Genomic DNA, 26,981 nt, shown 5'->3' with positions numbered 1-26,981 from the left:
ACAGGAGGTAATTTCAATGACTAAGGGTAAAAGCGTAGTTCTTGGAATGAGTGGTGGAGTCGATTCTTCTGTTGCAGCTCTTCTTTTAAAAGAGGAGGGTTACGATGTTACCGGAGTGTTTATGAAAAACTGGGACGAAGAAGATGAAGATGGTATATGCACCGCTACTGAAGATTACCTTGATGTTACTAGAGTGGCCAGCCAGTTGGGTATTAAGTATTACACGGTAAATTTTGAAAAACAATATAAGGATCGAGTTTTTTCCTATTTTTTAAATGAATATAAAAAAGGGCGAACTCCAAACCCCGATGTAATGTGCAATACCGAAATTAAATTTAAAGCGTTCCTGAATTTTGCCATGACCTTTGAAAGCGATTATATAGCTATGGGTCATTATGCAAGAACTAAAAAGGAAAATGGTAAGACGTATTTACTAAGAGGCGTTGATAGCAACAAAGACCAATCTTATTTTTTGTCCAGAGTAAATCAGGAAGCTCTTGCAAAAACTCTATTCCCAGTCGGAGATCTCACTAAAGATCAGGTTAGAGATATTGCAATTAAAAATAACTTGGCAACAGCGCATAAAAAAGACTCAACGGGTATATGTTTTATAGGTGAAAGAGACTTTAACAGTTTTTTGGACAAGTTCCTTTATACAAAACCTGGAGATATATATTCTGTAACAGGAGAGTACTTAGGTAAACATTCAGGACTTATACATTATACCATCGGTCAAAGAAGAGGTATCGGACTTGGAGGTATGGGCAATGGTGAACCGTTTTTTGTAGCTGATAAGGATCTTAAAAACAATAGACTTATTGTTGCTCAAGGGGTAAAAAATAAGGCTCTATACAAGACAGAAACAATTTTGGAAGATCCTTTCTTTATTACTCAAGCCCCGGGCTTTCCATTAAGGTGTTCCGGAAAGATAAGATACAGGGCAAAAGACGAAGCTATGACTATATATAAAGATGGTAATAATCTTAAAGCGGTATTTGATAATCCACTTAAAGGGGTAACCCCGGGACAGGTCCTTGTTCTATATAAGGATGAGGTGTGTCTTGGTTCAGGAATTATAAAATAAGGAAATTTTAATTTGGAGGTATAAAATGTCAGAAATGGTTTTAAATCTTGAAAAAAGAGAAGAGATAGGAAAAAATAAGGTAATTAAATTAAGACAGGATCAAAAAATCCCAGGAGTAATCTATTCAAAGGGTAAAGAAGCTTCACATGTTAAGGCAGTTGAAAAGGAACTTAAAAAACTATATTCAAAAGCCGGTACATCAAATATTATTACAATAAATATCGATGGAGAAGAACAAAAGGCATTATTTAAAGATGTTCAAAACCATCCTTTTAAAAATCAAATTTTACACTTTGATTTATTCCTTGTAGATATGTCTGAAAAACTTAGAGTTACTGTTCCTATTGTATTAATTAATAGAGATGATATAAGAGTTCAACCTTCAGTACTTCTTCAAACAATTGATGAGGTTGAAATTGAATGTCTACCATCAGACCTACCATCAGAAGCAAGTATTGATGTAATAGATATGCAAATAGGTGATTCCTACACTATAGGTGATCTTGATATAGCATCTAATGATAAAGTTGAAATCTTAACAGATACTGATGAAATAGTTGCAAGCCTTCAAGAGCCTAGAGAAGAAGAAATAGGAGAAGAAGTAGAAGAGGTTTCAGCAGACGTTCCTACCGTTTCAGAAACTGAAGCTCCTAAGGAAGAAGAAGAGTAATTAATATAATACTTACAAATAAATTGACCTTAACTTGATTTAATATCAGGCTAAGGTCAATTTTTTATATCCTGTTTAAATACTTTTCTTAAAACAAAAACAGAATTGCCACTTTTAAAGTAACAATCCTGCCATCTTCTCCTTTATCCTTTAAGTATAGGGGAAACTCTTTTATAAATAAGCATAGCCAAGGCTGAAACGCTAAAACCCTTAATTAAATTAAAAGGTAGTATTGAATACATCATCATAGACCAAAGGTCAGTTATCTTTGATGTTACAATTGAACCGGCCTCTATTATGGCATCCATCGGCATAAGCTTGCTGTATAGGGGAAATATAAAGTAATAATTTGATATTATAGACACTCCTGTCATAGCAAGGCTTCCTAAAAATAAACCTAAAAAGGCACTTTTAAAGCTTTTATTTCTACTGTAGACAAATCCGGCAGTAAAAGCAAAGACGGAGCCTATTATAAAGTTTGACAACTCCCCTACTCCACCTGTAGTTGTTCCTTTTATTACTATGTGAAGTATATTTTTGAGAGCGGAAATTAAAATCCCCGCAACAGGTCCCATAGCAAATGAGCCTACTACAATAGGTAAATCCGATACATCCATTTGTATAAAGCTTGGAGCTATAAAAGGTAGAGGGATTTGGTATGCCATAAGCAAAAAAGAAATTGCAGACAACATTGTAATCCTTATTAACTGCCTTGTACTTGCTCCTGTTTTTGAATTAACTCTATTCATTTAAACCTCCAAGAATTTAGGGATTAAAAAAATCCCATGATTTCTCAGGGAATTGCATAAAAATACAATCTTCTTTCATCCGGACTATACCGTCGGTACTTGAATTTCACAAGTTCAGTCCCTAAGGACTCGCGGACTTTACCGCCGGTAAGGAATTTCACCAAACCCTGAAGATATTTAACGACTATACTTTACCATATTTATCTTAAAAAAAGCAAGAATTCTATTTTGAATTGGAGTCATAGACCACAACAGGCATACCGTGAAAAGTGTTGTTATAAAAAACACTCATGAGATTAGGAGGAGTATTTACACAGCCATGAGATCCATTAGTAAGATAAATGTCCTTACCGTAATCAGACCTCCAGGAAGAATCATGAATGCCGCAGCCTGACCAGTTAAAGGGTAACCAATAACCTACAAAAGATCTCCAACCATCACCTGTAAGATACCTGTCTCTTTCTCTTGACCAAATTTTTCCTGTCCCTGTAGGAGTCCCATTTCCTTGACTGGGATTTCCAGATACTATAGGAGTATCAACTACAAGCTTGGAATCTTTATAAAGCCACATATGTTGTCTGCCTAAATCAATTTCAACATAAGAGTTACCTAAATCGTTAAGTCCTCTATCAACCGCTTCAAGTCTGTAACTTGGAGTCAATGTTACATCCTCAGTGTTTTCCAATGCTTTAATAAGCTCCTCAGTAGATTTTAATATATCGGTGCTCCATCCATATATTCCTCCCCTAACAGTTACAGGACCTATATCTGTAGCATTAAATACTCTTTCTCCCTTAAAGGTATCATACTTTGAGGCAAGCATTCTAATATAATCCTCAGCCTTAACCGGATCCGGAACTAAAAGGCCCTCTCCATTATCAACATAAAGGCTTACCAATTCGTCTTTCTCAAGAACTTCTTGCCTGTCTTTAAAATCATAAGTTATTTTAAAACCATTTAGTTTGTTTTTTTGTTCAAGAATAGAGTTTAACCTCTTATCGTCTGAAAGTATATAGGGTTTTATATAAAGGTCCTTCTCCTCAAGCTTTAATTTCTTATCAGCACTTTTAAAACTCTTAATAATCTCTTCCTTGAGTTTTTTAATGTTAACCTTGTTTCCTTCAACTTCCTTTTTTATCTTATACTTGTCCTTCTCATAAACTATTTGAGCATCTTCTGGCTCAATTAAATTATCTATATTAACAAAGTTCTTATCTATAATTTCCTCAAGTTTATCCTCATTGTAATTTATCCTTGCTTGAAGGCTCTCATCTCTTGGCACTAAAATATACAAAAACCAATAAAATGGATTCTGATCTACAAATTGTCCCTGGTCTAATGTGTCTACATAGTCAATATCTTTAGGATTTATTTTTAAACTTCCATCTTTTTTTATCAATTTTAAATTGTAATTGTCATAGTAAGATTTATAGTTTTCATATAAGTCTGATCTTCTTGTAAATCCGAAATCTTTTCCATTTATAGTGGTCTTTGGAAAGAAGTGGTAAGCAAAAAAATAAAAACCGGATAGGTATACAGTTGCCAATAATAAAACTATTAAAACTATAGATGCTCTAAAAAATTTCTTCATTTGTTTCACCATTTACATTCTAATACACTTGGGCTTTTTAATAAAGTTAAATCTCCTTATTAAAATTATAAGGTCGACTTACATTTAATAAGTCAACCTTATATAAACTCTTTCATATATAATAGATTTTATCTTAATCCTTTGTTTATATTTATGTACCTTTGCCTTTTGTTAAGACTTCTAAATTCATCTTCAGTTAATAATCTTTCCATTGCAATTCTTTGATCTTTATTGTCAGGATATTTTTTTATTTCAATAAGGTGCTTAACTTTTTCCACATCTTTCTTCCTTTTCATGTGAGAATGTTGAGAATAGTCGCCATCAGCTCTTTTAATTAACCAGGGTCTCTCTAAGTTTTTTAAATATCTTATCTCCAATACCATAATTCCCTCCAAATATTTAATTACAAATCTATCAATTACAATATAAAGCTTATTTGTAAAGTGTTTATGTATCTTGTGTCAGTATTAAATAAAAACTACAAGATCTTGTGATCTCTTTAAAAGCTTTGAAAATAAACTGCCCTTATGCTACTATAAAGTAAATTGAAAACGGAGGTGTCCTATGGTTAATTATTGGCCGATTTTCTTAATAGTATTTTCAAATGTTTTTTATCATATTTGCTCCAAGTCCTCTCCTGAAAAACTAAATCCCTTAGCGGCCCTTACAATCACTTACTTAATAGGTACTGTGTGCTCGGCTCTTGTGTTTTTTATAACTAATCCCGGTGCAAGCCTAATAGAAGAGTACCATAAACTTAACTGGGCTCCATTTGTTCTAGGTGTGGCCATAGTAGGTCTTGAGGCAGGTTATATGTATCTTTATAAGTCCGGTTGGAATATTAACTCAGGTTATTTAATTGTAAGTATAATTTTATCCATAACTTTACTTTTTGTAGGTCTTATTCTCTACAATGAACCTATAACACCGAGAAAGATTTTAGGAGTAATAGTTTGTATTTTAGGCATAATAATTATGCGCAAGTAAAATCTTTTTCTGTTACAAAATTTTATTCTTCTTACCATTATTTTTAATAAAAAATAGAAACTCCGAAGTCTTAATGGACTCGGAGTTTTATTATAGATATTTTACTTCCAATATAAATTTTTATAACCTTCTACAGATTTATTTGAATTAATGAGATACCTGTTTTTTACCAACTCCATCATGGGCCTGTCATGATTATAGGAATCAGAAAAAGCACTGGAATTGTCATAGTCTATTTCTATACCCTTGCTACTAAGATGGTTTAAAATTCTCTCAACCTTTTCAGTTGATCTGTTATTTTCTCCCTTTATGTTAAAAGATTCATCCAACTCCGTTCCAATAATTACATCAAATTTTAAAAAACTTTTGAAATATTTAAGATAATTTATAGGAGATGCTGATACCAACATAAAATAGTCCGCCTCAATGTTCTCAAGGTATTCGAGACCGTCTTCCAACATATGACTCTCATAAACATAGTTTACAAAGTCTTCCAAGTCTTCTTCACTTAAGTATCGAAACACTCTGCATATACTTGACTTAAAATGCTTAATTTTAAATCCGGCTAAATAATTTAGACTTCCCTGTATAATAGACCTATAAAATATAAATTTACTTACCTTTTTATTTTTAATAGCATATTCCCAAAGAAGTATTATTGTATCCTTGTCTGTTAGAGTCTTATCAAAGTCGAATATGGCAATGATTCTCTTCATACTTCACCTCAAAGCAATTATACATCATATAAAATATTTTTAAAGCTTGATGAATTTTCGCCTTTTGTTAATATTAACTTAGGTGATTAAGTTGAAAAACAAAATTATTCATATAGATATAGATGCTTTTTATGCATCTGTTGAAGAACTTGATAATCCTTCACTTAAAGGTAAACCTCTAGCTGTTGGCGGTCTAAGTGACAGGGGCATTGTTGCAACTGTAAACTATCCTGCAAGAAGGTATGGAATTCATTCTGCCATGCCTATATTTATGGCAAGGGCTCTATGCCCCAGTTTAATTGTAGTAAAATCCAATAGAGAAAAATATTTAAAAAAATCCAAAGAAGTTTTTAATATAATTGCTGACTACTCACGAAATATGGAAAAAGTTTCAATTGATGAATGCTACATTGACCTTTCCCATTCAAATGAACCTGTTAATCTTGCCATGGACTTAAAAAGAAGAATATTAAAAGAAACGGGTCTTACTGTAAGTATGGGCCTGTCCTATAATAAGTTTCTTGCCAAAATAGCCAGCGATTGGAAAAAACCTGACGGTTTTATGATAATTTCAGACTCAGATATGCCGGAAATTTTATACAAGCTTGACATTAACAAAGTCCACGGTCTAGGTGAAATGTCCCAAGAAAAACTTAGAAAAATAGGTATCAACACTATAGAAGACCTTATGGGCTTAAAGGAGGACTTTCTATTTGATCTTTTCGGCAAAATGGGAATAGAAATATATGAAAGAATAAGAGGTATAGACAGAAGAGAAGTAATACCTGATAGAACAAGAAAAAGCATGGGAGTGGAGAGAACTTTTCTTGAAACTAATAACAAAAAAGAACTTAACAGCTATTTAGATAAATATTCAAAAGAACTTGCAGAAGACTTAAAAAAATACAACTTAGGCTTTAAAACCCTAACACTGAAACTAAAAACTCACGACTTTAAGACAAGCACCCATTCAAAAACTTATTCAACAACTATTAAAAGCTATGAAGATATTTTAGAAAAATCTAAAGCTCTTTTTAAAGAGAACTACACAGAAAAAAAACTAAGACTTATGGGAATATCAGCATCAAACCTAGTGGACCTTGACACGATACAGCTAAGCTTTAAAGATATAAAAAATCCGGACTAATCCGGATTAATATTTTAATATAGAATTTACCTTATACTTAGATAACTTTTCCCTACCTTTAAGGTCTACAAGCTCAATTAGAAAATCAAGGCCTACTATATTGCCTCCAAGTCTTTCAACAAGTTCAGCAGCTACTTGAGAGGTTCCACCTGTAGCAAGAAGGTCATCAACAATAAGAACATTTTGACCCTTTTTAATAGCATCAGAGTGTATTTCAATGGAGTCGGTGCCGTACTCAAGTTTATAGTCCGCTGAAATTTTATTATAGGGAAGCTTACCCTTTTTCCTTACAGGTACAAATCCACAGCCCAATTTATAAGCAATGGGAGCACCTACTATAAATCCCCTTGCCTCAACTCCAACTACAAGGTCAACCTTAGTATCATTAAGGTCACACATCTGATCTATAGCTGTTTTAAAACTTTCAGGATCCTTTAATAAAGTAGTAATATCCCTGAAAATAATTCCTTCTACAGGATAATCCTTAATACTTCTGATTTTTTCATATAAGTCCATTATCTACACCTCAAAATTAAATTATTTTTAAGTTCTAATTTGAAACTTTTGCTTACAACTGTTACAAGTAATACTAATCTTTCCCTTTTTCCTTGGAGCACGAAGTTCCTGTCCGCAATTAGGACATTTAAAATATTTATTTTTCCTATCCTTTAAGTTTCTTGATGTTCTGGAGAAGAATCTTATGAAGGGAGAAGTTATTTCTAAAAATTTTTTGTTTTCAGCAAGTCTTTTATCTAAGTTTCTAGAAAAAAATCTAAAATATAAAATAAGTATCAAAAAATAACTTAGATATCTGAAATCACCGGGCAAAAAACCCACTGCACTAACAATAGAGACAACAACAGCTAAAACAAGAAGAAATTTAGTAAGAGAATCAGCACCATATACAGATCCATATCTTCCTCTCATAACTCTTATAAACCAGTCTTTCATTTAAACACCTCTAAACTATTATAACACCTTAAAAAAATATTTTATCCTTTCTTAGAAAATAGTTGCATGATTTGTAAAAACAATGTATAATTACTTTTGTGCTTAGGGACTGTATATAAAAAATAAAAACTTGTTGACAAAAACACTTTTTTATTATACAATCTCTCTTGTTAACTGCTTGCGGGAATGGCGGAATTGGCAGACGCGCTAGACTTAGGATCTAGTTCCTTTGGAGTGGGGGTTCAAGTCCTCTTTCCCGCACCAACTAAAAAAAGATCTGAAGATAAACCTTCAGGTCTTTTTTATTTAATTCTTCTTTTGTATATAGGAGCAAACTTTCTCTTATGTTCTGAATTTTTGTGCATCTTTTCTATTTTTCTTGCAATAGAGTCATCTATCTTCTTCCCTCTTATATAATCATTTAAGTCCTTATAGGTAAATCCCATTTCCTTTTCATCGCTTTGATCTTCAAAGAGTCCTGCACTCGGTGCTTTTTCTATTATAGCTGATGGGATATTAAGTTCTTTTGCTAAATCATAAACTTCATCCTTTAAAAATTCTGCCAGAGGTATTAAATCAGCTCCACTATCTCCATACTTGGTATAGTAACCCAAGTAAAATTCAGATGCATTTGAACATCCCAGGACCAAATAGTTGCGGTCTTGAGCATAATAATAAAGGGTTAGCATTCTAAGTCTAGGTTTAATGTTTGATTTTGCCATTAAATTGTCTGAGATAAAGCTGTCCTTCAAATAATATTTAAAAGTATTTGTTAAATCAACTTTTTCTATATTAAGATCTATAGCTTCTGCAACAAGTCTTGCGTCCTCTTCATCTTTAGGATTGCTTTCGCAAGGCATTATTATTCCAAGTGCATCCTCCCCGAAGGCAAGCTTTGATACAGCTGCTACTACTGATGAATCTACTCCGCCGCTAAGTCCGAAAACTACTCCTTTTGCTCCTGCTTCTTTAACCTTATCTTGTAACCATGCTACTAAGTCTTTTATTTCTTCTTTCATTTTTGCTCCCTTATATTTATATTTTAATACCTTTATCAGTTATCTTGTTTTATGATTTATATATTATTTTACCTTTATTACAAGGTAACCTTTCATTCTTTAAAACCTTTATATCTATTTTAGCTGATGTAAGATTTGTAAGTTCTTTTTTTATAGAATTATCACCAAGCTCACTGTGAATTTCAAGAGAAACCTTGTCAGTATAAGTCTCTTTTAAAATCTTATAGCCCGCTTTAATAAGTCTATTGGTAATCTCTCCATGAAATGAGTAATCATAGGTTAAGGACAAGCGTTCAAACTCTCGCATTTCAACTATATGACTTGCATCTAAAGCTATTTTTGCTCCATGAGAGTAGGCACGAACCAATCCTCCCGCTCCTAAAAGAATCCCTCCGAAGTATCTTGTAACCACAAGACACACATTAGTAAGATTCTCTCTCTTTAAAACTTCAAGCATTGGAATACCTGCAGTACCTGAAGGCTCTCCGTCATCATTATACCTTTGTATAAGTTTGTCCTCTCCTATTATATAGGCACTGCAGTTGTGCGTGGCATCTTTATTTTTTGCCTTAATTTGTGCAATTTTATCAAGAGCTTCCTCTTCACTTGTAACGGGAAAAGCATAACCTATAAATTGAGATTTCCTTTCTATAAAACTGTCCTGTCCATTTTTTAAAACACTTCTATACATCTTCTATCACAAACTTTTTATATTTTTCATAGTCAATACTGTTAAGGACCGTTGTAAAACTTACCCCTTCAGCTTTATATTCTAAATTTTCATACTTGTAGCTATCTAAGATATTCGACAAAACATCCGCCTTGTCATAAGCTATAAGCATATTGACCTTGTTAAAATCATCTTTAAAACTTTCTTCTATTGCCCTTAAAAGAATATCCATGTTTTCATCTTTTTTAGCTGAAATATATATTCTGTTTTCTCCATAGCTGGGATTAATTGCAAGCTGATCAGTTTCAACTCTATCCATTTTATTAAAAACTGTTAGAATTTTTTTATTTTCAATTCCCAAGTCCTTTAAAATATCAACAGTTATTTTATACTGAATCTCCAAATCCTCGCTGGACGCATCTATCACATGAAGTATTAAATCTGAATATTTTATTTCCTCCAGGGTTGACTTAAAGGCTTCCACCAATTTAGTGGGAAGTTTTGATACAAAACCTACTGTATCAGATATAATAAACTCCGATCCGTTTAAAAGTTTAGCCCTTCTTGAATTGGGATCAAGGGTGGCAAAAAGCATATCTTTTACATAAACTTCCTTGGAAGATTCAAGCTTAAGTCTATTTAAGATAGTAGACTTGCCTGCATTAGTATAACCTACAAGAGAAACTGTATGAATATGATTTTCAGTTCTTCTGTTTCTCATAGTGTCTCTTGTTTTATCAAGCTTTTTAAGCTTTGCCTTGATGCTATCTATTTCTTTTAAAAGTCTTCTCCTATCAGTTTCTATTATTTGTTCTCCAGGTCCCCTTGTGCCTATTCCACCACCAGTTCTTGACCAACCGTCAATTCCCAAAAGTCTTGGTAGTTGATATTCAAGTTGCGCAAGTTCCACCTGAAGCTTTCCTTCATAGGTAGATGCTCTTTGAGCAAATATGTCAAGTATTAAGTTTGTTCTGTCTATTACCCTTACTTTTTTATCAAAAAAATCTCTACCTTCATTAAAATTTTTCTCCAAGTTTCTTACCTGAATACCTGAAAGTTCATCGTTAAATATTACAAGATCTATGTCAAGCTTCTCCAGCATATCTTTTATTTCCTTGACCTTGCCTGTCCCTATTAAGTATTTAGGAGAAAACTTTTCAATGTTTTGAGCGACAACACCTCGAACCTCCGCTCCTGCCGCTATGGTAAGATCCTCCAACTCTTCAAGTGACGTTTTAAGACTGTAGGGTTTAGCGCCTATATCTGTTGCAACTACTATTGCCTTTTCTATTTCTCCATCTTTTATTTTTTCCATATTTACATTATAGCAAATTCTCTAACTTTAATCATAATCACTCTCTTTATTAAATTTAGAAAAATTCTTGGCTTTACATGTTATAATTTTTTCAGGAGGTTTCTATGACTTATAATAAAAAAGGATTTTCAAGAAGACTTTTATCAAAAGCTTTTTTAGTTTTATTTATAGGCTTTTTTCTTTTATTAATCTATGGAATCTATTCTGTAGCTTCTCTTGGAGATATAGAAATTAAAGATAAGGACTACTATAAAAACCAAGTCATAAGCTCAGGCTATGAATATGTTGAAATAAAAAATATGCCTAAGGACTTGATAAACTCCTTTATAGCAATTGAGGACCACCGTTTTTATAGACACAAGGGAATAGATCCTTTAGCTATTTTAGGCTCAATTAGAGATAATATAAAGAGTAAAAAATTAGTAAGAGGCGGGTCAACTATAAGCCAACAATTTATAAAAAATGCTTACCTAAGTCCCGACAAAACCCTTAAAAGAAAATTTCAAGAAGCCTATCTTGCTATTAAGCTTGAAAAAAGATTTGATAAAGATGAGATTATGGAGCTTTATTTAAATACAATCTATCTTGGTCATAGTTGCAATGGCGTTGCATCGGCTTGCAAAAAATATTTTAGCAAAAATGTAGAGGATATAAATCTTCCTGAAAGTGCTCTCATTGCATCAATTACAAAATCCCCTGCTTCTTACAGTCCCATTAAGTTGGTAAAATCAGATACTGATCAAGGGGCTCCCTTAGGTGAAAAAATGATAGATGGCATAAATTACAAAATATTTTACAATGAACCGGCCTTTAAAAGGCAAAAAACAGTTTTATTAAGATTATATGAATTAGGGTATATAGACCTTGAAAACTATGATGAGGCCTTAAAATATCCCATAAGAGATTCAATAAAGCCCAGTCTTTAAATTAAATTTAACTTAAATGAAAAGAGGTGCCTTTGTGTTAAGAAAATTATTTTTTACCATGTTGGTTAAAAGAGTTTTAAGGAAACCGCGATTTGCTAAAAATAATAAAAAATTCAAGCCCGGTCTTAGAAGAATGGGAAAGATTTTATTTTATTCAAGTAGAATAAAATACAGAAATCAAAAGTTAAAAGCATAATAGCCACCATATGGTGGCTACTTTATTTTAAATATATACTTTAAAATTTAATCTTCTTCTCTTTGCTCTTCTGAACTGTCACCAGCTTCCGGAGATTCTTTTTTACTTTCTTCATCTGTTAAAGATTGTTCTTTTTGAGATTCCGAAATATTGTCTTCCTCATAATTTTTTAAAATATCCATAAACTCTTCACCAGTAATTGTTTCCTTCCTTAAAAGAAAAGCTGCTATTTCATGAAGTGCATTAATGTTTTCCTTTAGGATATTTATAGCTTTCTCGTGAGCGGATTCAATTATTTTATGAACCTCCCTGTCGATTTTAGCCTCCGTATCACTTGATACATCAAGGGTCATATCTCCTCCAAGATATCTGTTAGTTTCAGATCCTAAAGCTACAAAACCGAATTCATCAGTCATGCCGAATCTTGTAATCATAGCCTTGGCAATTCTTGTAGCCTTTTCTATATCATTTGATGCACCTGATGTCTTTATATTGAAAATAAGTTCCTCTGCAGATCGTCCACCGGTAAGGGTTACTATATTATTAAAAAGATCTTCCTTACTCATTAGAAACTTTTCTTCTTCATCTACCTGCATGGTATAACCTAAAGCCCCTGAAGTTCTTGGAACTATAGTTATTTTATGAACAGGTGCCGAACCTTTTTGTTTAGCTGCGACAAGAGCATGACCTACTTCGTGATAGGCTATTATTTCCTTTTCCTTAGGGGATATTACTGCATTTTTCCTTTCATATCCGGCTATTACAACCTCAACGGACTCTTCAATATCCCTTTGACTCATTTTGTCTCTGCCTTCCCTTACAGCTCTAAGGGCAGCTTCATTAATCATATTGGCAAGATCCGCTCCTGATGCACCTGCAGTTGCTTTTGCCACTTGTTCATAGTCAATATTGTCCTCTTTTTTTATATTCTTGGCATGAACCTTAAGTATTGCCGTTCTTCCCGCCAAATCCGGAAGCTCTACAGGTATCCTCCTGTCAAATCTTCCCGGTCTAAGTAGTGCCGGGTCAAGAGATTCCGGTCTGTTAGTTGCCGCAAGAATAACAACTCCTGATTTACCTTCAAATCCATCCATCTCAGATAAAAGCTGATTAAGAGTCTGCTCTCTTTCATCGTTGCCTGAAAGTCCAGCTCCATCACGTTTTTTACCTATAGTATCAATTTCATCTATAAAAACTATACATGGAGCTTTTTCCTGAGCTTGCTTAAATAAATCTCTAACCTTAGCCGCTCCAAGACCAACAAACATCTCTACAAATTCAGAACCTGAAATTGAAAAGAAGGGTACATTAGCCTCCCCGGCAACTGCTTGAGCAAGAAGAGTTTTTCCTGTTCCCGGAGGACCTACTAAAAGAGCTCCCTTTGGAAGCTTTGCTCCTATTTGTGTGTACTTTTTGGGATTGTGCAGAAAGTTTACTATTTCAGTTAAAGCCTCTTTAGCTTCGTCTTGACCGGCTACATTTTTAAAGGTAATTCCATCTGTTGATTGTACATAAATCTTGGCATTGCTTTTACCAAAACTCATAGGACCTACTCCGCCACCGCCAAACTTCTTTGTTACAATTTTAGAGAAAATATACCAAACTAAGACCAACATTAATACTGTTGAGCCGAATGATATAAGCATTCCCACTATAGGGTTAAGCTCTGCCGGATACTCTCTGTCAAACTCAATTCCCTTTTCGTGTAAAAAGCTTGGCAGGTCCGGATCGTTAAAACTTGAAGTTTTATATTTTTGATTCTCTTCACCCTTTTTAACTTCAAATAGAATTTCCTTTTCAAGAACATGGACTTTTTTAACTGTGTCCGGTCCCTCCTCCGCAAGGTTTAAAAATGTGCTATAATCCACAACTTTTACATCGTTGGGATTCATAATCCTTTGTCTTGTAAGATAAGGTACTGAAAACATTAAAATAATAGCCATTATATAATAAATCATCATAGGCCTATTATTAAAATTTTTAGGCGATTTTTGATTGTCTTTTATATCGTTATTGTCTCTGTCTTCGTCAAAAAACATTTAAAACATCCTTCCACTTTAAATTAACACCACTTAATAATTATGTATAAATACTATATACCCAAAAGTCTTAGATGACAATTATATAAAATTTAATTGCTCTATAAATAGGTGCTTGTGCAGAAAAAAGACCGATCTTATTAAAAGACGGTCTTTTTATTTTTCCCTTTAAAGTATATTATATTCTTTTAACATGGCCTCTATTTCAGTTCCTTTGATTTTCTTATCTACTACTGCCTTTAATCCAATAGGTAAATCTAAGCTCGGTTTTTCGCCATCATTTAATGCACTTAGGCCTGCCAACATGTACCTAATGTCATAACGTGATGCAAATACTTCTGGCACTTTCTTTTCCACGCCTGTCAGTACATAGACTGCCTCCATTGCACATCTTGCTGAATACTCAGTAGTAAATACCGTATCACGACCCGGATCATCAAGCGTTTCTACAAATTGTCCCAAGAATGCAAAGTTAAGTGAATTTTTAGGTACTACATAGGGTCTATCTCCAAAGTTTCTAGGCATAAACTGTGCCGTTATATATGGCATAAATACAGGAATAGTTGAAGTTTTGTCAGCTAATCTTTCTATATCGCTTTCATCCACACCTATATGGTATAACCATTCTTTTGCAATTTCTTCTCCTGTGCACAATTTCATAGGCTTTTTAATATAATCTCCCTCTTTATCAGTAAAGAGTGCATAGACCCAAACTGCTATTTCATCATCAGGTTGTCCTATATATTGTCCTTGGCGGTTAATGGTCCAACTCATTAACCAGTTGGAATCAAGGGCTGTTACAATTCCTCCTGTTACAACTTTTCCCGTATAGGGACTACGTTTGGTTATTTTTTCTATATAGGATGCAATTTCTTTGCTCTTAACAGTAACAGTAGCTGATTCCCAATTTGTTTTTTCAATGTTTGATGTAAAAACTTCAGGTTTTCCAAATTCAGAAGATTTTTTAGCAATATTTTTCCATAGTTTAAAGCTTTCTTCTGTAGAAATATCCAAGCTAGGTGCTGTTTTATTATCTCCATAGGATGAAGATTCTACAAGTGATCCGGTTGTTACAAAGACAAGATCATTTTCTGTTAAGGTAATTGATTTATCCTTGCCGGTCTTTGCATCAGAAGCGACAATTTTAGTAGCTACTTTTTTATCCTTTGTAATTTCAAATTCTATATCTTCTACTTCACAATTGTATTCTGTTTGAACGCCCTTATCCTTTAGCCAGTTCATTATTGGAACAACTATAGATTCATATTGGTCATATCTTGTAAATTGTAATGCTGAAAGATCCGGCAACCCTCCAACATGATGAATAAAACGATTTATATAAAGCTTTAATTCAAGAACTGAGTGCCAGTTTTCAAAAGCAAACATCGTTCTATAAAATGTCCAAAAATCACTTTCTAAAAATTCATCTGAAAATACTTCTTCCACAGATACTCCTTGCAGTTTTTCATCAGGTGTTAGAAGTAAATGAAGAATTTCTTCAATTACATCCTTTGAAAGGTTAAACTTACCGTTATCATAGCGTTGTCCCTTATTTTTTGTTATACGACAGTTACTAAAGTTAGGGTCGTCAAGGTTTGTATAATACAAATCATCTAAAATTGACATACTCGGATCTTCCCTTGATGGTATAACACTTAAAAGATCCCACAATGCTTCAAAGTGATGTCCTGTCTCACGTCCTCCTCTTGCCACATAGCCTACATCAGCAAGTAATTTTCCGTCTAGTGCACCTCCAGCTATATCATCCTTTTCTAAAAAAACTATCTTAGAAGGATCCATCTTTGCATCTTTGATTAAAAATCCCGCCGTTGATAGGCCCGCAATACCTGTTCCTACTATATAAGATTTCTTATCATCAATTCCCTTAGGCTTTCTTGAGTTAACAAGTCTATCATAATCTCCGTTACCAAGCTTAAGTCTTTCATCAAATGTTTTAATTTCCATAACCTTACCTCCCTTTGGTTTTTCTATAGCTTTATCTTATTCGTAGATAAAATTCTTTACAAAGGTTAAATCAAGGCTTTTGTTAAAATTTTAGTCATTAAAAAGGAACTGACAAACATTTGGACAAAAGAATAAAATTGTACAAAATTTTATTTTTAAAGATATAAAAACTTTCTGTCATTACAGCTATATGGATTTTAAGATTAAAAGCATTCTGCATCACTTGTGTTTATAAATAAAAAACAGTTTAGAAATCAAAAACTAAATCTCTAAACTATTTCTCATAAGCTGATATTATTTAATTAAATGTCTATATTTTAAGGACAAGGTTTAAGCCTCGTCCAAGTTTTCGCTAATGCGTAAGGATCTTTCTATATTACCATCAAAAAGTTTTCCTATGCGAAAAATAACCTTATCCGGAGATTCCTTCATGCCGTCCTGAATCCATTTATCAAGTAAACCCACAAGAGCCGCCCTATAAAAATCCGTTACAAGTCTCTTGTCGTATTCTTTTGCATCAATAGTCTTAGATTGACATTCATTATCCACATATCTACTCATTACAGATTCACAAATTTTATATAAATAAGAATCTATTTCTTTTTTATCGATTGATCGGAAAAGATTCTGTGCAGCCTTTTTATTTTTTAAAAGAAAAGATACAGCATGAAGTAGACTTTCTTCCCAGGAGAATGTTTCATTGAATTCTTCATCAACTTTTTCCAGTTCGTCCCTAAGAATTTCCCTTACCAGCATATAAATATCTTCATAGTGGTAATAAAATGTGTTTCGACTGATTTCACACCGCTCTGCAAGCATGGCAATTGTAATATTATTAAAATTTTCTTCTTCAAGGAGTTTAAGAAATTCCCTTTTAATCAAATTCTTAGTATATTGTTTTGCCACAGAATCACCTCTTTTCAAAGCTTTTTTTAAATTCTCTTGCCTATGATTAAAATATAACCTATAAATAAAAATAAATTTTTAAAGGTTTATAATTGGAAAACATATACACGTTGAGCCAATAAACAATAGTATATAAAAATCGGCACAAAATTATAAATTATTTATGCCGATTAAATTTTAAAATAATAAAATTTGTGATTAAAGATTATAAGGACTACTTTTCTCCCATAACTGTTCTGTTTTCCATTGCTGTTGATATAGTCAATTCATCATAATATTCCAAATCTCCACCTACAGGAAGCCCATAAGCAATTCTACTTACCTTGACCCCTAGTTTTGATAAAATATTTGAAATATATATAGCTGTAGTTTCTCCATCTACATTAGGTCCTGTTGCTATAATAACTTCCTCCACCTTATTTGTACTTAATCTTTGTAAAAGTTTTCTAAGGCTTATGTCATCAGCATTAAGTCCTCTTATTGGAGATATAACTCCGTGAAGAACATGATAAAGACCCTTATAACAGTTTGCTCTTTCCATAGCTTCAACATCTTTTGGGTACTCCACTACACATATAAGACTTTCATCTCTTTTGTTATTGGAACATATTTCGCAAATATCACTGTCTGTAAGATTGTCGCATATTTTGCAACGCTTAACATTTTCCTTTGCCGCAACTATAGATTCTGCAAGAGTTTTAACCTCAACTTTGTCTAAATCTATAATATAATAAGCCAACCTTTGAGCAGTTTTTCTACCTATTCCCGGAAGTTTATTAAGTTCTCTTATTAAATTTTCAATAGATTTAGCTCTCTTTGTCATTTTATAACCCCGGTATATTAAGACCGCCTGTAAGCTTGCCCATTTCCTTGTTAGCCTTCTCCTCAGCTGATCTTAAAGCCTCATTAACTGCGGCAACAACTAAATCCTCAAGCATCTCCACATCATCAGGGTCTACCACATCAGGATCTATTTCTATTCTTACAAGCTCCTTGCTGCCATTTACTACAGCTTTAACTGCTCCTCCCCCTGCATTTGCTTCAACCTCCTGAGTCTTTAAATTCTCCTGCATCTCTTCCATTTGCTTTTGAAGCTTTTGCACTTGTTTCATCATATTGTTCATGTTTCCTCCACCGGGAAACTTAGGGTATCCTTTTGCCATAATTCCTCCTATATTCTATTTATATTTTCTTTACCAAAAAGATTTTCCAATTTTTCAATTGACTCTTCCAGGTCTTTGTTATCTGCAAGTTTAAATCTTATAGATATTTTCCTATTATAATAATTTCCTAAAAAGTCCTCTATAAATCCCACATTATCCTTATCAGATATTGCAGTATACTTAAATTTATCAGAGCTTTCATACTCAATTATAAGGGTATTGTTATTAAAATCAACAGGCCTTCCTGCACTTAAAAGTATCACCACATTTATCCTGTCTCTTTTTCTAATTTCAAGTAAAATTTTATTCCAGTTGGATTTTATTTCATCAATATTTAAATAATCATCTTCATTTTCTACATTGAAATTAGTTGATGTAGAACCTTCCCCTGATACCTCTTCAGGCTTTAAATCATCTTTTATATTTTTTTCTTCTCTTTTATCATTTAAAATAGTTTGGATATCGCTACTTTCATTTGCTTTTTCTTTCAAATTCTTATGGTCTTGAGGTTTTTTATTTTCTAAAAAACTATTAGCTGATAATTTTTCTTCAATATCCTCAAGTCTTTTTGACAAATCATTTACCTGATCTGAAACAGTTATTTTAATAAGGCTCATTTCAAAAAGAACTCTTTTATCCTGAGCATACTTTATATTAACCAAAGACTCATTTAAAATCTTTATTGTCTCTATAATAAAGTCAAGGCTGGTTTTATCTGCAAGATCCTTATATTTTTTAGGCTCCCTAAGATCCACTAAGTCTTCAGGGCTTTCTATTACCTTTAAAATCATAAGGTCCCTGAATTTTGAAATAAGATCTGATACAAGAATCATAATGTCCTTACCTGAACTGTAAACTTGATTCATATAGGCTATAGCATCCTTCGTATTTCTGTTAATAAGAGCTTCAGTAAGAGAAAACAAAAGTCCGTCGGAAGATATACCAAGACTCTCTATAGCAAGATCGTAAGTAATATGTTCTTCATTGAGAGAAAAAAGCTGGTCTAAAATAGAAAGAGCATCTCTCATTGCTCCATCACTATTTGATGCAATAAGTTTTAAAACTTCGTCATCACAAGATCTATTTTCCAACCTGGAAATTCTCTTTAAATTATTAAAAATTATTTCCTTGTCTATTCTCTTAAAATTAAATTTTTGAGTTCTTGAAAGTATAGTTGCAGGTATTTTTTCAAGTTCAGTGGTTGCAAGTATAAAAATCAAATGAGAAGGTGGTTCCTCCAATATTTTAAGAAGAGCATTAAAGGCTCCCTTAGACAACATATGAACCTCATCTATAATATATACCTTGTACTTTAAATTTTGAGGAGGATACACTGCCTTTTCCTTTAATTCCCTTATATCATCCACACCGTTATTGGAAGCTGCATCCATTTCAACAACATCTAATGCCCTATCTTCTGAAATTGCTTTGCAATTTTCACACTCATTACAAGGCTCCCCATCTTTCATATTAAGACAATTAACCGCCTTGGCAAAAATTTTTGCGGCAGAAGTTTTTCCGGTTCCTCTAGTCCCGGAAAAAATATAAGCGTGGGATATATCTCCTCTTTTTATTTGATTCTTCAAAGACTCTCTTATACTGTCCTGACCTACTAACTCATCAAAGGTTTTAGATCTGTACTTTCTATATAATGCTTGGTACATTATTTCACCTCAGGCTAATTATAACATGAAGGACTAGTTTAAGATAATAAATGTTAACTCGGATTCATATAATCTTCTTTTAATTTTAACAATATTTACACAAACTTATCACAAAATTTAATTATATTAATACTCGTAAAAGATAATTTACAAAATACTGGGAGGTATAAAATGAAATTAAGAAAATTAGCAAGTGTAGCAACTGTTGGAGCTTTAATGTTTGGTTTAGTAGCATGTGGACAACCTAAGAACGCTGAAGAAAAAGCTAACAGCGCTACAGAAAACGCAATTGAAACTCAAGAAAATGCTAACAAAGAACAAGCTGAAGCTAACGCAGCTCAAGAAGAAGCTAACAAGGCTGCTGAAAATGCTAAGGATGCAGAAGAAGCTGCAACTGAAGAATCTACTTCAGAAGAATCTTCAACTGAAGAACCAGCATCTAAATAATCTGTTTTATTAAAAAAATAGAATTTAAATTAAAAGGGAAGGCTAGGCTTTCCCTTTTTAATATACAGAGATCTATTATTTTATGTTATAATTGTTTCATAAAAGAAGGTGAGAAAATTGTTTTGTCCAAACTGCGGTAACGAGGTATCCCCTGCAGATAACTACTGTAAGGTCTGCGGCAAAAACCTTAAAAATGTAAAGGTAACCATCACCCAAGACATCGGGGAAAAAGACCACAAAGAAACTAAAACTAATGAGGCAACAAGAGTTTTTAGACCTGTTAAAATAGACGGTATAGATACAACTAACAGAATAAAAGACATAATCGAAGAAGTCGATAAAAAAATTTCCAAAAATATAAATGATTATGAAGCTAATTTACAAACACCAATAGATTTGCCCGGTCCTAAAAAAATAAAAGGTGCCGGAATAAATACTTTTTCAAAAAAGGATTTAGATTCATTAAAGCTTGATGAAGAAACTCCTTATAAAGGAGCTATTATAGAAGATGAATTTGTCAAGGAGAATTCTGAAAACAAGTTATCTGAAAATCCAAGTGCTTTAACAAATTTTTTAGCTAACATTAAAAAAGACGATAAAAAAACTCTTTCGTCAAATCCCAAAGAAAAAAAATCTTTAAAACAAATTTGGAAAGATTTTATAAATGAAGATGATGATGAATATTCCATCTTTTCACAATTTGACAAGGACAAGAAAAAAGACAAAAGTGTAAAAATTGCATCTACCACTTATACTCCGGAAAGCATGGAAACAACCATGGACATACCTAAAGATAAAATAGAAGAGGCCCTTCGCGGAACTAATGATGCTGATAAAAAATCTGAATTTGAAAATAAATCTAATGGCAAAAAAGATGAAGTAATTGAGGACTTAAACACCAATATTATTTTTGATGAAAACAACAAAAACTATAAGGTTGCTGAAGAAGAAGCAAAAACTTTCCAGCCTAAAAAATATGACAAGTCTCTTAATTATAAAGAATTTGTAAAATTGGTAAATGAAGAATTAGACAAACCAAAGCCTTTAGAAGAAGAGAAAGCGAAAGCTAAAAAGGAAAAAGAAAAAGATTCAAAAAAAGAAATTAAAGCCGGTGACTTCAAAAATTCAGAAGTTGAAATTTCAAAACCTGTAAAAAATTCTTTAGTTGAAGACAAAATTTCTAATGAAAAAGATGAAGATAAGACTGAAATTGACGATTTAAAAGCAAAAGAAGATTATAAAAAAGAAGTTATAAATAAAAGCAGTGAGCCTAGTAAAGATAAGTCTGAGCAAGTTATATCTTATAAAGACAAAAAAGCTCATTTAATGAATAAATTCAGTCAACATATTACAAAATTCTACAAACTCTTAAAGGACTTCTTGGGTAAAAAGTCAGATAAGACTATCCTCGCTTTTGCTGCCTTTCTTTCAGCTTTACCTATTATTTTGGCAGAAAGAAAAGTATCTTTTGCAATTTTATTTTTAATTCTTGCTAAAGTTTTATTTAAAATAGTGCAATTTTATACAGCTCTTAATCTAACAACAGACAAGGTTTGGATAGAGTCAAGCCCTGAAGAGGTAAGGTCCTTTTCAACTGTTAACTATATGATTTGTGAATTTGTATTGCTTGTAGGATTTTTGATTTCACCATGGGACGGACTTAAGCTTGACTTACTAAGTGCCCTTACAGCCCTACCTATTGCCATGATAGTGGTGGCTATTCTTTCTGTATCAATAGCCTCAGGACTCTATTGGAATCAACTAAAAAAAGAAGGCAAAATAGATTTTATAGCTTGGTATTTAATAATATTTTTAATATTTGAATTAGCTTCAAAACTATTTTTTATATTTACGAATTTAATAGTAACAAAATAAAAAATGATTCCTCTATATTTGAGGAATCATTTTTTAGTCTTATACAATAAATAATTATAAAATACAAAAAACACCTCCATAGAAAACTATGGAGATGTCTAGATTCCTGGTGCACCTTCACGGACTCGAACCGTGGGCCCACTGATTAAGAGTCAGTTGCTCTACCATCTGAGCTAAAGGTGCAATTAAGTTTAGCAACGATGTATATCTTACACCTGATTTTAATTTTGGTCAAGTCTTTTTTACAATTTTTTATACTATTCATACTTAAATGATCTGTAATCATTTTGACTTTCAATCATAGGATATATACTTGATACGTATTCGTAACTTATTTTATATGATTTTTCAATTTCCTTATTCTCTATAGCATCATAAATTTTAACTATTGTACTATATACTCTCCTAATGTTTTCCTCTTCTCTAAATATAAAGTTTGCAAATCTATATAGCCTATCATTAATTTCAATAAGGGTGTTTTTTAATATCTGATTCTTTGTAAGATTCATTATCGCCTTTCCCCACTTAATTGAAAGCTCCTTTGATTCCTTTAGGTCTTTTTTCTCATAGGCAATTTTCATGTCATTAATAATTTCTTTTAATATCTTTGTCCTCTCCGTTATCCCCTCTCTTGCTATTTCTCTAACAGCAATTGGCTCAAGGGCGGACCTTACTACATAAAGGTCCTTTGCATCTGCAAGGGAAAGTTTTGAAACTATAAACGATTTTCTTGGAAAGCTTTGTGCAAGATCGTCTTTCTCCAATTTAAAAAGGGCTTCCCTTACAGGAGTCCTTGAAACTCCAAGCTCTCTTGCTATTTCCATTTCTACAAGTTTATCCCCCGGTAAAAGTTCGTTGTTAAGAATTTTATTTTTTAATTCTTTATAGACAAAGCTAGACAAAGATTCTTTATTTGCAAACATCATAAACACCGCCTCATTTTCATTTTAATTATATACTAAATTACAAAAAATTTGCATTATATTTATAATTATTTTATCAACGACTTTATTGACTAAAGTTTTCAAATTCTATACAATCACTTTAATGGAGGTAGTTATGAGTTTAATCGTTTCAAAATTCGGAGGAACTTCCCTTGCAAGTTCTCAAACTTTTTTAAAGGTGTCAAATATAATAAAATCTGATAAGGCAAGGAGATATATTGTAGCATCTGCCCCGGGTAAAACTAAAAGTGAAGATACTAAGGTAACAGATCTTTTGTATTTAACCTACGACTTGGCAAAACATAAAATAAACTTTAATGATATCTTAGATAAAATAATAAACAAGTATAGGGAGATTATAGAAGGCTGCAAGTTGGATATGGACCTTACCGATTACTTTAATAGTATAAGTAAAAATTTGGAAGAAGGGGCCAGCAAAGAATACATTGCCAGTCGTGGAGAATACTTAAATGCCCTTATTTTATCCAAACTGTTAGATTATGACTTTATAGATGCAGAAGAACTTATTTTTTTTGATGAGTCCGGAAAGTTTCTTGAAGATAAATCTTATAAGGCCATTGCGCAAATGATAAAAGATCATAAATGTGCAGTTATACCGGGATTTTATGGTGTTGATCCTAAGGGAAATATAAAAACTTTTTCAAGAGGTGGCGGTGATTTAACCGGGTCAATTATATCAAGAGGTGTGTCTGCAGATCTTTATGAAAACTGGACAGATGTATCGGGATTTTTAAGTGCGGATCCTCGTATAGTTAAAAATCCAAGGCAAATCAACACAATTACCTATAGTGAGCTTAGAGAGCTTTCCTACGCAGGGGCGTCAGTCCTTCATGAAGAGGCTATACTTCCCCTTGCAGATCAAGGTATAAAAATTCAGGTTAAAAATACTTTCAGTCCTGAGGATAAAGGAACTCTTATAGTTGCTGATGCAGAAACCGAAGATGAATCTGAAATTACAGGCATAAGCGGCAAAAAACATTTTTCTGTAATTAATATAGAAAAAATTCAAATGAAGTTGGACAAGTCCTTTTACAGAAAGCTTATGAGTGTTCTTGAAGTAAACCATATTGATCTTGAACACATGCCTACTTCAATAGACTCAATATCCTTAATTGTTAAAGAAAACCAACTTGCATCAAACTACGATACTATAATCAACGAGATAAAAACCTTCTGTAGTCCTGATAAGGTTTCAGTAGAACAAAATATTGCTTTAATTACTGTAGTGGGACGAGCTATGAAAAATAATATAGGAGTTGCGGCTAAACTTTTCGCAGCTCTTGCAGAAGCCAAAATCAACATTCAAATGATTATCCAGGGTTCAAGTGAGCTTAATATAATCGTTGGAATAAAAGAATCCGACTACGAAAAAGCAATCAGACGAATATATGACGCTTTTATCGTAGAATGACCTTGCGGGTGATTGTAAGTATATAAATTAAAGGAGCTAAGATGAAATTTAAGAAAATATTACTAATAGCAACAATATCTTTAGCATTAATCTCATGCCAAAGTAAAAATCAAAATACAAATAACAATGTAAATAATAAAGCTAACGAAAACATTAATAGCAGTCAGGAAAATATAAAAAATAATCAAAACTTAAATTCAAAGGCAGATGATGGTAAAGAAAGAAAATCAAACTCAAATGACAGCATTTACGCCAATCCATCTACTATGCTTAAGGGATCTGATGCATTGCACCTTGCTCTTGAAAATCATTCCGGTGCTCAAATAGAAAGTGTTGGATATGATGCAGAGGACTTTGTTTATGAAATTAAGCTTTATAATATTGACAGTTCTTATGAAATCGAAATAAATCCTGAAAGCGGAGAAATAATAAAAGAAGAAGCCGAAAAGGAAATTGAAAAAGATTTTATAAGTGCAGACCAAGTTGCTAAAGCCGAAGACCTTATTAGTAAAGCAATAAAAGAAAAAGGGCCGGACTTTAAAGTAGACAGTTGGGAAATGGACATTGAAAATGGAGTTTGCAAAATAGAAATTGAACTTAAAAACTCCAAGGCTGAAGAAGTCGATGTTACCTATGATGTGGATTAATATTAATAAAAAGTGACCTCAAAGGTCACTTTTTTCTTGACTGACTATAGTAAAAGATATATAATAGTCAACATCTTATCAAGAGAGGTGGAGGGACTGGCCCGATGAAGCCCGGCAACCTGCGATGCAAGGTGCCAATTCCTGAGTGTTAACTGGAGATAAGGGATTGTGCTCTCTTATCAAAGAGAGTGTTTTTTTATATGGAGGCATTATGATAGAAGTAAAAAATTTAGTAAAAGAATTTACTTCTGATGAGGGAGTCTTTAGAGCTGTTGATGATGTTTCCTTTAAGGTAAATAATTCTGAAATCTATGGAATTATAGGCCTTTCGGGAGCAGGTAAGTCAACTCTTGTAAGATGCTTAAATAAGCTTGAAGAACCTACGTCAGGAGAAATAATTATTGATGGAGTGTCAATACTTGACCTTAAACAGGAGGATTTGCTTAGAGAAAGAAAAGATATAGGCATGATATTTCAGTCATTTAATCTTTTCATGCAAAAAACTGTTTATGACAATATTGCCTATCCTTTAAAAATAAATAAAATGTCTAAGGCAGATATTAATAAAAGAGTTATGGAACTTTTAAATTTTATAGGACTTGAGGATAAAAAAGATTCCTACCCTTCTCAACTTTCAGGGGGACAAAAGCAAAGAGTTGCCATTGCAAGAGCCATTGCTACAAATCCCAAAATTCTTTTGTCAGACGAAGGTACTTCAGCCCTTGACCCGGCAAATACTCAATCTATTTTAAGTCTTTTAAAGAAGATAGTAGAAGAATATAAAATGACTATTATTATGATTACTCACCAAATGGAAGTTGCAAAGGATATTTGTGACAGAATTGCAGTAATGGAAAAGGGAAAGATTATAGAGGAAAATACGGCAAGTGAACTTTTTAAAAATCCTAAACACGCTATGACTAGATCCTTTATTAAAAATCTGTCAGGACCAGACTATGAATCAGGCCCTATGTTTACTGATTTTAAAAATCCAGTTTACAGGTTAGCATATCTTGATGCCAACTATAATGAACCTATACTTTCAAAATGTATTAGAAAATTTGATGTTGATATTAATTTAATTGCCGGAAATATAAATCAACTTAAAGAGCGTTCAGTCGGTTACCTTGTCGTTGAGATTATAGGAGAAGAAAAGGAAAGAGAAAAAGCCATTGACTACTTAAAAAGTCAAAATATTTCAGTGGAGGTGGTAGAACATGAATGAGATTTTAGAAATAGTTTTACCTGCCATTCCCCAAACTTTGATACTGGTGTTTGCATCATCTTTTTTTGCTGTAGCTTTAGGTATGCCTTTGGGAATTATACTGACTCTTACAAGACCTGGAGGACTTAAGGAGAACTCTAAAATTTATTCTGTTCTAGATTCTCTTGTTAATTTTTTCAGATCTGTACCTTTTATTATCTTAATGCTTATATTAATACCCTTTATGAGAATGGCTGTAGGTAAATCTTATGGAACGGCAGCTACTGTAATTCCTCTTAGTGTTGCAGCTATTCCCTTTTTTGCAAGACTTATGGAAGGCTACCTTGCACAAATTGATAAAGGAATCCTTGAAGCTGCAAAGTCTATGGGTTCAAATGACAATCAAATTATATTTTATGTTTTAATACCCGAAGCTATGCCTCAAATAATTAACGGCATAACTATGGTTATTATAAATATTATCGGTTACTCCGCTATGGCGGGTGCAATAGGCGGCGGAGGCCTTGGAGAAGTTGCGGTAAGATACGGCTATACCTATAATCGTACCGATATACTCTGGGTAGCGGTAATACTAATTGTAGCACTCGTACAATTAATACAATTTATCGGCAACTTTCTAGAAAAGAAAACCGATAAAAAATAAGGGAGGATAA

Annotated in this window: 28 protein-coding genes, 2 tRNA genes and 2 riboswitches; of the genes, 13 read left to right on the top strand and 17 right to left on the bottom strand. The window is 32.8% G+C overall.

The annotated features are described in order from the left end of the window. The first annotated feature begins 16 nt into the window (after positions 1-16). On the top strand, positions 17-1,084 hold the full coding sequence (mnmA, locus tag PEPCATONIAE_RS03670; RefSeq protein ID WP_138159619.1) for a tRNA 2-thiouridine(34) synthase MnmA: 1,068 nt from the start codon (positions 17-19) through the stop codon (positions 1,082-1,084). Positions 1,085-1,109: 25 nt separating this feature from the next. Next, positions 1,110-1,754 carry a 50S ribosomal protein L25 gene (locus PEPCATONIAE_RS03665; RefSeq protein ID WP_138159618.1) on the top strand — a complete coding sequence of 215 codons (645 nt, stop codon included), beginning with the start codon at positions 1,110-1,112 and terminating at the stop codon, positions 1,752-1,754. Positions 1,755-1,897: 143 nt separating this feature from the next. On the opposite strand, the gene PEPCATONIAE_RS03660 is transcribed toward PEPCATONIAE_RS03665, so the two are convergent. From PEPCATONIAE_RS03660 to PEPCATONIAE_RS03650, 3 genes are all read right to left on the bottom strand, one after another. Continuing rightward, a complete protein-coding gene (locus PEPCATONIAE_RS03660) occupies positions 1,898-2,503 on the bottom strand; it encodes an ECF transporter S component (protein ID WP_138159617.1) in 606 nt (201 codons plus the stop codon). A 63-nt stretch (positions 2,504-2,566) separates the two neighbouring features. Beyond that, a riboswitch (FMN riboswitch) is annotated at positions 2,567-2,682 on the bottom strand. Between the two features lie 44 nt (positions 2,683-2,726). Continuing rightward, entirely contained in the window at positions 2,727-4,094 is a 1,368-nt protein-coding gene (locus tag PEPCATONIAE_RS03655; protein ID WP_138159616.1) for a L,D-transpeptidase family protein, read from the bottom strand. Positions 4,095-4,222: 128 nt separating this feature from the next. Next, on the bottom strand, positions 4,223-4,477 hold the full coding sequence (locus PEPCATONIAE_RS03650) for a hypothetical protein (RefSeq protein ID WP_138159615.1): 255 nt from the start codon (positions 4,475-4,477) through the stop codon (positions 4,223-4,225). 181 nt (positions 4,478-4,658) lie between these two features. On the opposite strand from PEPCATONIAE_RS03650, the gene PEPCATONIAE_RS03645 reads away from it, so the two are divergent. Next, the gene (locus PEPCATONIAE_RS03645) at positions 4,659-5,081 is read left to right on the top strand and encodes an EamA family transporter (protein WP_138159614.1); all 423 of its coding nucleotides are present in this window, start codon (positions 4,659-4,661) and stop codon (positions 5,079-5,081) included. 101 nt (positions 5,082-5,182) lie between these two features. On the opposite strand, the gene PEPCATONIAE_RS03640 is transcribed toward PEPCATONIAE_RS03645, so the two are convergent. Continuing rightward, positions 5,183-5,797, bottom strand: coding sequence for an HAD family hydrolase (locus PEPCATONIAE_RS03640; protein WP_138159613.1), 615 nt, complete (start codon positions 5,795-5,797; stop codon positions 5,183-5,185). A 91-nt stretch (positions 5,798-5,888) separates the two neighbouring features. Between PEPCATONIAE_RS03640 and PEPCATONIAE_RS03635 the strand changes: the two genes are divergently transcribed. Next, positions 5,889-6,944: a DNA polymerase IV gene (locus PEPCATONIAE_RS03635; protein WP_138159612.1), complete on the top strand. Its 1,056-nt coding sequence runs from the start codon at positions 5,889-5,891 to the stop codon at positions 6,942-6,944. A gap of 6 nt (positions 6,945-6,950) precedes the next feature. Here the strand turns inward: PEPCATONIAE_RS03635 and PEPCATONIAE_RS03630 are convergent, their stop codons facing one another. Both PEPCATONIAE_RS03630 and PEPCATONIAE_RS03625 read right to left on the bottom strand, forming a co-directional pair. Beyond that, the gene (locus PEPCATONIAE_RS03630) at positions 6,951-7,460 is read right to left on the bottom strand and encodes an adenine phosphoribosyltransferase (protein ID WP_138159611.1); all 510 of its coding nucleotides are present in this window, start codon (positions 7,458-7,460) and stop codon (positions 6,951-6,953) included. A 27-nt stretch (positions 7,461-7,487) separates the two neighbouring features. Beyond that, positions 7,488-7,895, bottom strand: coding sequence for a hypothetical protein (locus PEPCATONIAE_RS03625; RefSeq protein WP_138159610.1), 408 nt, complete (start codon positions 7,893-7,895; stop codon positions 7,488-7,490). Positions 7,896-8,075: 180 nt separating this feature from the next. Between PEPCATONIAE_RS03625 and PEPCATONIAE_RS03620 the strand changes: the two genes are divergently transcribed. After that, positions 8,076-8,159, top strand: a tRNA-Leu gene (locus PEPCATONIAE_RS03620). A gap of 38 nt (positions 8,160-8,197) precedes the next feature. Here the strand turns inward: PEPCATONIAE_RS03620 and nadE are convergent. The 3 genes from nadE to hflX are packed head-to-tail and all read right to left on the bottom strand — an operon-like array spanning position 8,198 to position 10,899. Then, on the bottom strand, positions 8,198-8,914 hold the full coding sequence (nadE, locus tag PEPCATONIAE_RS03615) for an NAD(+) synthase (protein WP_138159609.1): 717 nt from the start codon (positions 8,912-8,914) through the stop codon (positions 8,198-8,200). A gap of 49 nt (positions 8,915-8,963) precedes the next feature. After that, positions 8,964-9,605, bottom strand: a complete 642-nt coding sequence (locus PEPCATONIAE_RS03610; RefSeq protein ID WP_138159608.1) for a YigZ family protein — start codon at positions 9,603-9,605, stop codon at positions 8,964-8,966. After that, a complete protein-coding gene (gene hflX, locus PEPCATONIAE_RS03605) occupies positions 9,598-10,899 on the bottom strand; it encodes a GTPase HflX (RefSeq protein ID WP_138159607.1) in 1,302 nt (433 codons plus the stop codon). Before hflX ends, PEPCATONIAE_RS03610 begins: the two co-directional genes overlap by 8 nt. Positions 10,900-11,003: 104 nt before the next feature. Here hflX and PEPCATONIAE_RS03600 point away from each other — a divergent pair, with 104 nt between their 5' ends. Both PEPCATONIAE_RS03600 and PEPCATONIAE_RS03595 read left to right on the top strand, forming a co-directional pair. Beyond that, the gene (locus tag PEPCATONIAE_RS03600) at positions 11,004-11,825 is read left to right on the top strand and encodes a transglycosylase domain-containing protein (RefSeq protein WP_138159606.1); all 822 of its coding nucleotides are present in this window, start codon (positions 11,004-11,006) and stop codon (positions 11,823-11,825) included. A gap of 34 nt (positions 11,826-11,859) precedes the next feature. Continuing rightward, entirely contained in the window at positions 11,860-12,021 is a 162-nt protein-coding gene (locus PEPCATONIAE_RS03595) for a hypothetical protein (RefSeq protein ID WP_180339345.1), read from the top strand. Positions 12,022-12,068: 47 nt separating this feature from the next. Here the strand turns inward: PEPCATONIAE_RS03595 and ftsH are convergent, their stop codons facing one another. From ftsH to dnaX, 6 genes are all read right to left on the bottom strand, one after another. Further along, positions 12,069-14,060: an ATP-dependent zinc metalloprotease FtsH gene (gene ftsH, locus PEPCATONIAE_RS03590; protein WP_138159605.1), complete on the bottom strand. Its 1,992-nt coding sequence runs from the start codon at positions 14,058-14,060 to the stop codon at positions 12,069-12,071. A 168-nt stretch (positions 14,061-14,228) separates the two neighbouring features. Continuing rightward, a complete protein-coding gene (locus tag PEPCATONIAE_RS03585; protein WP_138159604.1) occupies positions 14,229-16,025 on the bottom strand; it encodes an oleate hydratase in 1,797 nt (598 codons plus the stop codon). 330 nt (positions 16,026-16,355) lie between these two features. After that, positions 16,356-16,931, bottom strand: coding sequence for a TetR/AcrR family transcriptional regulator (locus PEPCATONIAE_RS03580; protein WP_138159603.1), 576 nt, complete (start codon positions 16,929-16,931; stop codon positions 16,356-16,358). Between the two features lie 214 nt (positions 16,932-17,145). Next, positions 17,146-17,754, bottom strand: coding sequence for a recombination mediator RecR (gene recR, locus PEPCATONIAE_RS03575; protein WP_138159602.1), 609 nt, complete (start codon positions 17,752-17,754; stop codon positions 17,146-17,148). Position 17,755: 1 nt separating this feature from the next. Beyond that, entirely contained in the window at positions 17,756-18,094 is a 339-nt protein-coding gene (locus PEPCATONIAE_RS03570) for a YbaB/EbfC family nucleoid-associated protein (RefSeq protein WP_138159601.1), read from the bottom strand. A gap of 8 nt (positions 18,095-18,102) precedes the next feature. Beyond that, the gene (gene dnaX, locus PEPCATONIAE_RS03565; RefSeq protein WP_138159600.1) at positions 18,103-19,758 is read right to left on the bottom strand and encodes a DNA polymerase III subunit gamma/tau; all 1,656 of its coding nucleotides are present in this window, start codon (positions 19,756-19,758) and stop codon (positions 18,103-18,105) included. A 171-nt stretch (positions 19,759-19,929) separates the two neighbouring features. On the opposite strand from dnaX, the gene PEPCATONIAE_RS03560 reads away from it, so the two are divergent. After that, positions 19,930-20,205, top strand: coding sequence for a hypothetical protein (locus tag PEPCATONIAE_RS03560; RefSeq protein WP_138159599.1), 276 nt, complete (start codon positions 19,930-19,932; stop codon positions 20,203-20,205). 117 nt (positions 20,206-20,322) lie between these two features. Further along, on the top strand, positions 20,323-22,080 hold the full coding sequence (locus tag PEPCATONIAE_RS03555) for a zinc ribbon domain-containing protein (RefSeq protein WP_138159598.1): 1,758 nt from the start codon (positions 20,323-20,325) through the stop codon (positions 22,078-22,080). A 107-nt stretch (positions 22,081-22,187) separates the two neighbouring features. Here the strand turns inward: PEPCATONIAE_RS03555 and PEPCATONIAE_RS03550 are convergent. After that, positions 22,188-22,263, bottom strand: a tRNA-Lys gene (locus PEPCATONIAE_RS03550). A 74-nt stretch (positions 22,264-22,337) separates the two neighbouring features. Further along, positions 22,338-23,006 (bottom strand): GntR family transcriptional regulator, encoded by a 669-nt coding sequence (locus PEPCATONIAE_RS03545; protein ID WP_138159597.1) that lies wholly within the window; start codon positions 23,004-23,006, stop codon positions 22,338-22,340. Positions 23,007-23,139: 133 nt separating this feature from the next. On the opposite strand from PEPCATONIAE_RS03545, the gene PEPCATONIAE_RS03540 reads away from it, so the two are divergent. The 4 genes from PEPCATONIAE_RS03540 (at position 23,140) to PEPCATONIAE_RS03525 (ending at position 26,971) form a co-directional block, all read left to right on the top strand. Next, positions 23,140-24,456 (top strand): aspartate kinase, encoded by a 1,317-nt coding sequence (locus PEPCATONIAE_RS03540; protein WP_138159596.1) that lies wholly within the window; start codon positions 23,140-23,142, stop codon positions 24,454-24,456. A gap of 41 nt (positions 24,457-24,497) precedes the next feature. Then, positions 24,498-25,103, top strand: coding sequence for a PepSY domain-containing protein (locus tag PEPCATONIAE_RS03535; RefSeq protein ID WP_138159595.1), 606 nt, complete (start codon positions 24,498-24,500; stop codon positions 25,101-25,103). A 72-nt stretch (positions 25,104-25,175) separates the two neighbouring features. Further along, positions 25,176-25,268: riboswitch (SAM riboswitch) on the top strand. A 46-nt stretch (positions 25,269-25,314) separates the two neighbouring features. Beyond that, a complete protein-coding gene (locus tag PEPCATONIAE_RS03530) occupies positions 25,315-26,328 on the top strand; it encodes a methionine ABC transporter ATP-binding protein (protein ID WP_138159594.1) in 1,014 nt (337 codons plus the stop codon). Continuing rightward, the gene (locus PEPCATONIAE_RS03525) at positions 26,321-26,971 is read left to right on the top strand and encodes a methionine ABC transporter permease (protein WP_138159593.1); all 651 of its coding nucleotides are present in this window, start codon (positions 26,321-26,323) and stop codon (positions 26,969-26,971) included. The genes PEPCATONIAE_RS03530 and PEPCATONIAE_RS03525 overlap by 8 nt, the downstream gene beginning before the upstream one ends. Positions 26,972-26,981: the final 10 nt, after the last annotated feature.

It is taken from the genome of Peptoniphilus catoniae (genome assembly GCF_901447155.2).
Taxonomy (GTDB): domain Bacteria; phylum Bacillota; class Clostridia; order Tissierellales; family Peptoniphilaceae; genus Peptoniphilus_E; species Peptoniphilus_E catoniae.
The sequence above is the reverse complement of the archived record's forward strand: the minus strand, read 5'-3'. Positions and strand labels throughout refer to the sequence as shown.

Bases quoted from the DNA above. Each gene is read 5' to 3' on its own strand.
- mnmA (WP_138159619.1), top strand. From the start codon at position 17: ATGACTAAGGGTAAAAGCGTAGTTCTTGGAATGAGTGGTGGAGTCGAT.
- PEPCATONIAE_RS03665 (WP_138159618.1), top strand. From the start codon at position 1,110: ATGTCAGAAATGGTTTTAAATCTTGAAAAAAGAGAAGAGATAGGAAAA.
- PEPCATONIAE_RS03660 (WP_138159617.1), bottom strand. From the start codon at position 2,503: ATGAATAGAGTTAATTCAAAAACAGGAGCAAGTACAAGGCAGTTAATA.
- PEPCATONIAE_RS03655 (WP_138159616.1), bottom strand. From the start codon at position 4,094: ATGAAGAAATTTTTTAGAGCATCTATAGTTTTAATAGTTTTATTATTG.
- PEPCATONIAE_RS03650 (WP_138159615.1), bottom strand. From the start codon at position 4,477: ATGGTATTGGAGATAAGATATTTAAAAAACTTAGAGAGACCCTGGTTA.
- PEPCATONIAE_RS03645 (WP_138159614.1), top strand. From the start codon at position 4,659: ATGGTTAATTATTGGCCGATTTTCTTAATAGTATTTTCAAATGTTTTT.
- PEPCATONIAE_RS03640 (WP_138159613.1), bottom strand. From the start codon at position 5,797: ATGAAGAGAATCATTGCCATATTCGACTTTGATAAGACTCTAACAGAC.
- PEPCATONIAE_RS03630 (WP_138159611.1), bottom strand. From the start codon at position 7,460: ATGGACTTATATGAAAAAATCAGAAGTATTAAGGATTATCCTGTAGAA.
- PEPCATONIAE_RS03625 (WP_138159610.1), bottom strand. From the start codon at position 7,895: ATGAAAGACTGGTTTATAAGAGTTATGAGAGGAAGATATGGATCTGTA.
- nadE (WP_138159609.1), bottom strand. From the start codon at position 8,914: ATGAAAGAAGAAATAAAAGACTTAGTAGCATGGTTACAAGATAAGGTT.
- PEPCATONIAE_RS03610 (WP_138159608.1), bottom strand. From the start codon at position 9,605: ATGTATAGAAGTGTTTTAAAAAATGGACAGGACAGTTTTATAGAAAGG.
- hflX (WP_138159607.1), bottom strand. From the start codon at position 10,899: ATGGAAAAAATAAAAGATGGAGAAATAGAAAAGGCAATAGTAGTTGCA.
- PEPCATONIAE_RS03600 (WP_138159606.1), top strand. From the start codon at position 11,004: ATGACTTATAATAAAAAAGGATTTTCAAGAAGACTTTTATCAAAAGCT.
- ftsH (WP_138159605.1), bottom strand. From the start codon at position 14,060: ATGTTTTTTGACGAAGACAGAGACAATAACGATATAAAAGACAATCAA.
- PEPCATONIAE_RS03585 (WP_138159604.1), bottom strand. From the start codon at position 16,025: ATGGAAATTAAAACATTTGATGAAAGACTTAAGCTTGGTAACGGAGAT.
- recR (WP_138159602.1), bottom strand. From the start codon at position 17,754: ATGACAAAGAGAGCTAAATCTATTGAAAATTTAATAAGAGAACTTAAT.
- PEPCATONIAE_RS03570 (WP_138159601.1), bottom strand. From the start codon at position 18,094: ATGGCAAAAGGATACCCTAAGTTTCCCGGTGGAGGAAACATGAACAAT.
- dnaX (WP_138159600.1), bottom strand. From the start codon at position 19,758: ATGTACCAAGCATTATATAGAAAGTACAGATCTAAAACCTTTGATGAG.
- PEPCATONIAE_RS03560 (WP_138159599.1), top strand. From the start codon at position 19,930: ATGAAATTAAGAAAATTAGCAAGTGTAGCAACTGTTGGAGCTTTAATG.
- PEPCATONIAE_RS03545 (WP_138159597.1), bottom strand. From the start codon at position 23,006: ATGATGTTTGCAAATAAAGAATCTTTGTCTAGCTTTGTCTATAAAGAA.
- PEPCATONIAE_RS03540 (WP_138159596.1), top strand. From the start codon at position 23,140: ATGAGTTTAATCGTTTCAAAATTCGGAGGAACTTCCCTTGCAAGTTCT.
- PEPCATONIAE_RS03535 (WP_138159595.1), top strand. From the start codon at position 24,498: ATGAAATTTAAGAAAATATTACTAATAGCAACAATATCTTTAGCATTA.
- PEPCATONIAE_RS03530 (WP_138159594.1), top strand. From the start codon at position 25,315: ATGATAGAAGTAAAAAATTTAGTAAAAGAATTTACTTCTGATGAGGGA.
- PEPCATONIAE_RS03525 (WP_138159593.1), top strand. From the start codon at position 26,321: ATGAATGAGATTTTAGAAATAGTTTTACCTGCCATTCCCCAAACTTTG.